The sequence below is a fragment of the Mucilaginibacter sp. genome (assembly GCF_028288105.1).
Taxonomy (GTDB): Bacteria; Bacteroidota; Bacteroidia; order Sphingobacteriales; family Sphingobacteriaceae; genus Mucilaginibacter.
Window position 1 is genome coordinate 1 of record NZ_JAQBOI010000034.1, and the last position, 6082, is coordinate 6082.

Sequence of the window (6082 nt, forward strand, 5' to 3'; positions counted from 1 at the left end):
TTTTTACAGCTTAACCCAACAGTTAAAATAGAAATATCGGGCTTTACAGACGATGTAGGTAATAATGAAACTAATGTGGCGCTATCAGAGAAGCGCGCTAATTCTGTTTACCAATACCTATCCGCTAATGGCATTGTAGCAACGAGGTTGGTTTACAAAGGTTATGGCGAGGCCCAACCTATAGCGCCTAATACAACAGACGATAACCGTGCCTTGAACCGCAGGACAGAGTTTATGATAATAGCAAAATAGCAGCTTAGTTTAACCACAAAGGACACAGAGACTTGCAAGTCTTATAAATCACAAAGGTCACAAAGAATTAAATCTCCGTGACCTTTGTGGTTTTTATCTTTGTGTACTCTGTGGTTAAAAAACCTCAAAGACTTAGTTCCCCACTTCCGAAAGGAATTTGATGCGCATTAACTGCACTTCTTCGCGGGTATAATCATCAGAACCAAGTTCAACTAAAGCATCATCAATAGAATCAACCTCGGCCGATTTAAAGTAGTCGTAAACCTCTTCCTGCTTATCCTCATCTATCATCTCGTCGATGTAATAGTTCAGGTTAAGCTTTGTACCTGAGTTTACAATGGTTTCAACCTCTTTCAGTATTTCTTCGTACGTAAGACCTTTCGAAGCTGCTATATCATCCAAATTTAAGTGGCGATCGATGTTTTGTATAATGAAAACTTTTAATGCTGATTTATTTGCAGCGCTTTTTATCACCATATCAACCGGGCGATCAATATCATTGTCTTCTACGTATTTGCTTATCAGATCAATAAATGGGGCACCAAACTTTAATGCCTTACCCGCTCCTACGCCCGATATTTGTTTCAGCTCTTCGGTATTGATAGGATAATGCGTACACATCTCCTCTAACGATGGATCCTGGAAAATAACAAATGGAGGCAAGCCTTTTTGTTTAGCCAGCTTCTTGCGCAGGTCTTTAAGCATTTGCAGCAACTCTGTATCTAAAGCGCCGCCGCCCTGTTTAGGTCCGTCTTCAGCTTCATCCTCATCAGTAGGGCCCATTTCCTGGTTTAATAAGAAACGGATGCTGTACGGGTTATCTATAAACGCGTTACCGGTTTTTGTTAAATGTAGTAAGCCGTATTGGTCAATATCTTTTGACAGGAAGTTATTTAGCAATGCCTGGCGCATTAATGAGTTCCAAAGGTTATCTCCCTGCTCAATGCCCGATCCAAAGTAATCAAGCTTATCGTGCTCGTAGTTTTTAACCTGTGCATCGTCTTTACCCATCAAAATATTGATGATGTGGCAATCGTCAAATTTCTCACCTATTTGTTTAATAAGGCTTAATGCCCTGTGCAGGTGTTCTTCACCATCGAAATGAACTTTATGTCCGCAGCAGTTATCGCACATATTATTGCAACCCGCTTCGTTAAAGTTCTCTCCAAAGTAATGCAGCAATTGTTTACGGCGGCAAACAGATGATTCGGCATAATCAATAACCTCTTTCAATATCTGCGTACCTATTTCCCGTTCAGCAACGGGTTTATCCTTCATAAACTTTTGCAGCTTATCAATATCCTTACCCGAGTAAAATGCAACGCATACACCCTCACCACCATCACGACCGGCACGGCCAGTTTCCTGGTAATAACCTTCCATGCTTTTAGGCATATCGTGGTGAATAACATAACGAACATCGGGTTTATCTATACCCATACCAAAGGCTATGGTAGCCACAATAACGTCTACATCCTCCATCAGGAACTTGTCCTGGGTATCAGCACGTACTTTGGGGTCTAAACCAGCGTGGTATGGTAATGCTTTTACACCGTTAAGGTTTAGCGCTTCGGCTACTTCCTCTACTTTTTTACGGCTAAGGCAGTAAATAATACCAGATTTACCCTGATTTTGCTTTACAAATTTAACTATCTCTTTTATAGCGTTACGCTTTGCCCTAACCTCGTAAAACAGGTTATTGCGGTTAAAAGATGATTTATAAACCGTAGCATTATTCATTTGCAGGTTCTTTTGAATATCCTGCTGTACTTTTGGTGTTGCGGTAGCGGTAAGGGCAATAATTGGAATATCATCGCCTATATTGCTTATAACCTGGCGTATCTTGCGATACTCCGGGCGGAAATCATGCCCCCATTCTGAAATACAGTGGGCCTCATCAACGGCCACGAATGACACTTGATTAAGTCTTAAAAAATCAACGTTCTCCTGTTTGGTCAATGATTCGGGCGCAACATACAGCAACTTTGTTTTGCCGCTTAGTACATCGTCTTTAACCCTTAATATATCAGCCTTAGTTAGTGATGAATTTAAAAAATGCGCTATGCTGTCCGAGCCTCCGAAGGCCCTTAACTGGTCAACCTGATTTTTCATTAGAGCAATGAGCGGAGAGATCACAATCGCTGTGCCCTCACTCATTAATGCGGGCAACTGATAACACATGGATTTGCCGCCACCGGTAGGCATGATTACAAACGTATCGTTACCTGCTAAAATATTAGTTATAATCGCTTCTTGTTCTCCTTTGAAGTTATCAAACCCGAAAAAATTTTGCAGGTTATCAAAAAGCGACTTCTTAGTCTCTATCATTATTTACTTGTGCGTTTGGAATTATGGTTCAAAATAACAAAAATTTATAAATAAACGCTGGGTTTGGTTAAAAATTTTATATTAAAATGATTATTCGATTAAAAACAATTTGTTTATTTATCGCTTTTAAGAAAGGTAAAATTCATATGGAAATATTTAGTTTTACTTAGTACTGAATTTACAAATTAATGCACATATTTAGCATGGATTTGCCAAATTAAAATTCTTAACGTATACAATGAACAAAAACTATTATGCCATCATCATGGCTGGCGGAATCGGCAGTCGTTTTTGGCCAATCAGCAGAACATCTCACCCAAAACAGTTTATAGATATCTTGGGTACCGGCAAAACGCTCATACAAAACACTTACGAACGCTTCCTGAAAGTATGCCCTAAAGAAAATATATACGTTGTTACCAATGAAAATTATACCGGCCTGGTTAAAAAACAACTGCCGGATATGGCTAACCAGCAAATACTGACCGAGCCTGTTATGCGTAACACTGCCCCTTGTGTGGCTTACGGTTGTTTTAAGATAGAAAGCATGAACCCCGATGCTGCAATTGTTGTAGCCCCTTCAGATCACCTGATATTAGACGAAACCGCGTTTATTGCCGCCATTGAAAAATCTTTAGAGACCGCATCAAAGAATGATTGTCTGATAACCTTAGGCATTAAACCATCCCGCCCGGATACAGGCTATGGATACATCCAATATACAGATCAAACGCTTAATGAGGATTTTCATAAAGTAAAAACCTTTACCGAAAAACCTACCGTTGATATAGCCAAAACATTTATTCAAAGTGGCGACTTTTTGTGGAACGCGGGTATTTTTGTGTGGTCGGCCAAAGCTATTGTTGATTCGTTTAACCACCACTTGCCCGAAATGCACGAGATATTTGCCGAGGCACGTTCCGTTTATAATACCGACGAGGAAAAAGAGTTTGTGCACAAGGTTTACCAGCGCTGTATTAATATTTCTATTGACTATGGCATTATGGAGAAAGCATCTAATGTTTACGTGCTGCCATCTGAGTTTGGCTGGAGCGATTTAGGTACCTGGGCATCTATTTATCAGTTAGCCGATAAAGATTATGTAGGCAATGCAGTTATCCCGTCAGAAAAAGTAATTATGTACGATAGCAGCAATTGCATGGTAAACGTACCCGGCGAAAAGCTGGTGATACTAAAGGGCTTGCACGATTACATTGTGGTTGAAGCCAATAATACCCTGCTTATTTGCCCCCGCGATGAGGAGCAAAACATTAAACAGGTTGTTGCCGATGTAAAAAGCAAATTCGGGGCAAGATACATTTAGAAGATTCAAGACATCAAGAGTCAAGATACAAGACAAAGAAGCCCGGCTACACTCATAGTCGGGCTTCTTTTATTTGGGGGTCTTGACCCTTGTATCTATTTAACCGCTTCGCGTTGCCTTATCGCCTCATACAATATCACACCTGTTGATACCGAAACATTCAGGGATTCAATTTCGCCAAACATGGGGATCTTGGCCAGGTAGTCGGATATACGAATGATCTCGTTACGGATACCATCTTCTTCCGAACCCATGATGATAGCTGTGGGTGCAGTATAATCTGGTGTATAAATATAATCATTGGTTTTTTCGGTGCAGCAAACCAGTTGCAAGCCCGATTCCTGCAAAAACTTAACCGTTTGCATAAAGTTATCATGGCGGCAAACCGGTATCTTATACAATGCCCCTGCCGATGTCTTGATAGCATCGGGGTTTATCTGTGCCGATCCTTTAGCCGGGATAACAATGGCATGCACACCCGCACACTCAGCCGTACGGGCAATAGCGCCCATGTTACGTACATCGGTAATGCTATCCAGCACTAATATCAGGGGCACCTCACCCCTTTCAAAAACTTCGGGTATTATGTTTTCTATTTTTTGATAGATGATAGGCGATATAAAAGCGATAACACCCTGATGGTTTTTCATGGTGATACGGTTCAGCTTTTCAACCGGTACCTGCTGCCCAACTATATGGTATTCGTTAAGTACTTCTTTAAGCTCGTTAAGCAGGCCACCACCAAGGCCGCGCTGCATGTATAAAGCCTCAATTTCTTTACCTGCCAATATTGCTTCAATCACTGCTCTTATACCAAAAACCATCTGATTGCTTTCGCGTGGTGGAGGTTTAGAATTATATGCCATTTTCAATAAAATTATTTCGCCAAAAGTAGCTATATTAACTGATTTTACTGGTATTGAACTTAACCGGCCTTCACAATTGTTGATAATACTTAACAATAACATACATTTATCAACACATATGACAATGAGGTACTTATAGCGTTATTAACACGTTATACACATACGATGTTAATTACTACCATGAAAATTTATAGCGCTGGTAATGTTTTCATTATGTGGAAAACTCATGTGTTAGCGAATTAGCACGCAGGCAAGAACATATTTTATATATTTTTGTAGGGTTATGACCTTTGAGAACGAAACCCCTAATTACAAGCCCAATTCTACCGACCGCAGAAGCAGGATAACCACCCCTTCACCCTACGCAGGATTAGGCAAATTACCCCCTCAGGCAATAGATCTGGAAGAGGCAGTTTTAGGTGCTTTAATGCTTGAAAAAGATGCCCTTTCATCGGTTATTGACGTACTAAAACCAGAGGTATTTTACGATGTAAGGCATCAAAAAATATTTAGCACTATAAGCGTTCTCTTCGAGAAAACATCACCGGTAGATATCCTTACCGTAACTGCGCAGTTACGCCAACAAGGCGAGCTGGAAATGATTGGTGGTGCTTATTATATTACCGAGCTTACCAATCGGGTAGCATCTGCTGCCAACATTGAATATCACTCCCGTATCATTATACAAAAATATATTCAGCGCGAGCTTATCCGTATCTCAACCGAGGTAATAAGTATGGCTTATGAGGATACCGCCGACGTACTGGAAATGTTGGACAAAGCCGAAAAGAACCTTTTTGAGATAGCGCAGAACAACCTTCGCCGCGATTCGCGCAAGATGGACGACCTGGTGCACGAGGCGTTAAAAGATATTGAAGCGTTAAAAGATAAAAAGGATGGTTTAACCGGTGTTCCATCCGGCTTTACTGACCTGGACAGGATGACCTCGGGCTGGCAAAAATCCGATCTGGTTATTATAGCTGCCCGCCCTGCAATGGGTAAAACAGCGTTTGTACTAAGCTGCGCCCGTAATGCCGCGGTTGATTTTGACAAGCCTGTTGTTGTATTCTCACTGGAGATGTCCTCGGTTCAGTTAGTTAACCGTTTAATATCCGGCGAAACCGAAATTGAACAGGAAAAGATTCGTAAGGGTACCCTGGAAGAATGGGAATGGCAACAGATCCAATGAGGCGCAAAACCTTATCACAAAGCGGTATGAGCTGCGATTCTCGTGACATAAGATCGGGTTTAAAATTACGCTCAGCAAGCCAAACCGAAAAACTGTCATAATCGAACGTCGGATCGGGGAAAG

General features: G+C 41.1%; 4 protein-coding genes and 1 pseudogene. 3 read left to right on the forward strand and 2 right to left on the reverse strand.

Annotated elements, in window-relative coordinates; translation table 11 throughout:
* On the forward strand, window positions 1-252 hold a 252-nt coding region (locus tag JWQ85_RS02105; protein WP_299463198.1), incomplete at its 5' end, for an OmpA family protein.
* Between the two features lie 132 nt (window positions 253-384).
* Here the strand turns inward: JWQ85_RS02105 and recQ are convergent.
* Complete coding sequence (recQ, locus tag JWQ85_RS02110) at window positions 385-2577, reverse strand: DNA helicase RecQ (protein ID WP_299463207.1); 2193 nt, start codon at window positions 2575-2577, stop codon at window positions 385-387.
* 241 nt (window positions 2578-2818) lie between these two features.
* Here recQ and JWQ85_RS02115 point away from each other — a divergent pair, with 241 nt between their 5' ends.
* Entirely contained in the window at window positions 2819-3904 is a 1086-nt protein-coding gene (locus JWQ85_RS02115) for a mannose-1-phosphate guanylyltransferase (protein WP_299463201.1), read from the forward strand.
* 95 nt (window positions 3905-3999) lie between these two features.
* On the opposite strand, the gene rlmB is transcribed toward JWQ85_RS02115, so the two are convergent.
* Window positions 4000-4770 (reverse strand): 23S rRNA (guanosine(2251)-2'-O)-methyltransferase RlmB, encoded by a 771-nt coding sequence (rlmB, locus tag JWQ85_RS02120; protein WP_299463204.1) that lies wholly within the window; start codon window positions 4768-4770, stop codon window positions 4000-4002.
* A gap of 283 nt (window positions 4771-5053) precedes the next feature.
* Here rlmB and JWQ85_RS02125 point away from each other — a divergent pair.
* Window positions 5054-5953 (forward strand): annotated as a pseudogene (locus JWQ85_RS02125) (replicative DNA helicase); the annotation flags it as partial.
* Between the last annotated feature and the right edge of the window lie 129 nt (window positions 5954-6082).